The organism is Carboxydothermus pertinax, from assembly GCF_001950255.1.
Classification (GTDB): domain Bacteria; phylum Bacillota; class Z-2901; order Carboxydothermales; family Carboxydothermaceae; genus Carboxydothermus; species Carboxydothermus pertinax.
Genome location: NZ_BDJK01000082.1, coordinates 1 through 823, shown reverse-complemented (window position 1 = coordinate 823; position 823 = coordinate 1). Strand labels below are relative to the sequence as shown.

The window sequence follows — 823 nt, the reverse complement described above, 5'->3', positions numbered from 1 at the left end:
AAATTATATCATAAATTTAGGGGCTATTGTTATTTTATTCTACATTTTCTATTTTTTATAATACTTTTTTCAGGGGTCTCGAACCGTCCCTACAGTGACACCAGTTCCGCTTTCATACTTTCTAAATCCACCACCGCAAAGGTTCCCTTGCCGGTCAAGACTCCCGCCAGTTCCCCGGGATTCACATGCAAAGTTTTGCCGTTTGGCGTAATATGCGCCTGATGGGTGTGGCCGGTGACCACGAGATCATATTTGCCGCATTCCACCAGTGCCCGGGTTAAGACTTCGCTGGTACCGTGGTACACCGCAATTTTCCGTCCGGCAATTTCCACTTCCCCGGCTTCATGGTAATACTCAATGCCAAGCTTATCCACCACTTCCCTAAAGTAGTAATGTTCCCCTTCGTTGTTGCCAAAAACGGTAATTAGCCGCCCTTCCCGGCCAATCCCCTTTTTCAGAGCTATCGCCGCAAAAGGTGCCACCCAGTCGCCGGCGTGGATTACGGTGGTAATCCCTTTTTCTTTAAAATACTCCACCGCTTTCTGGACATTGGCTAAATTGTCGTGGCTGTCGGACACTATACCAATTAACATATAAAACCCCCTCCTTAAACTTCAAGCTTTTTAAAACTTTCCTTCGCAATCTTTAAAGTATATGTTAAAATACCTACACCTAAAATAAAAGATAAAACTACAAAGCCAAGGGTTAAAGACCAAAACGAAATTTTAAATTTTAAAAATAACAACCAATAGAGGCCGATTTGCATAAAAGGAAAAAATATTCCTACCGTGGCGTTGAGGTTTTGTTTAAAAGCTTTTTGCGG

2 protein-coding genes are annotated in these 823 nt (G+C 42.8%); both read right to left on the bottom strand.

Features of this window, described 5'->3' with window-relative positions:
- Positions 1 to 89 precede the first annotated feature (89 nt).
- A complete protein-coding gene (locus cpu_RS13110) occupies positions 90 to 593 on the bottom strand; it encodes a metallophosphoesterase (protein WP_075860417.1) in 504 nt (167 codons plus the stop codon).
- Between the two features lie 14 nt (positions 594 to 607).
- The coding region (locus cpu_RS14085) for a hypothetical protein (RefSeq protein WP_234970259.1) at positions 608 to 823 on the bottom strand (216 nt) is incomplete at its 5' end.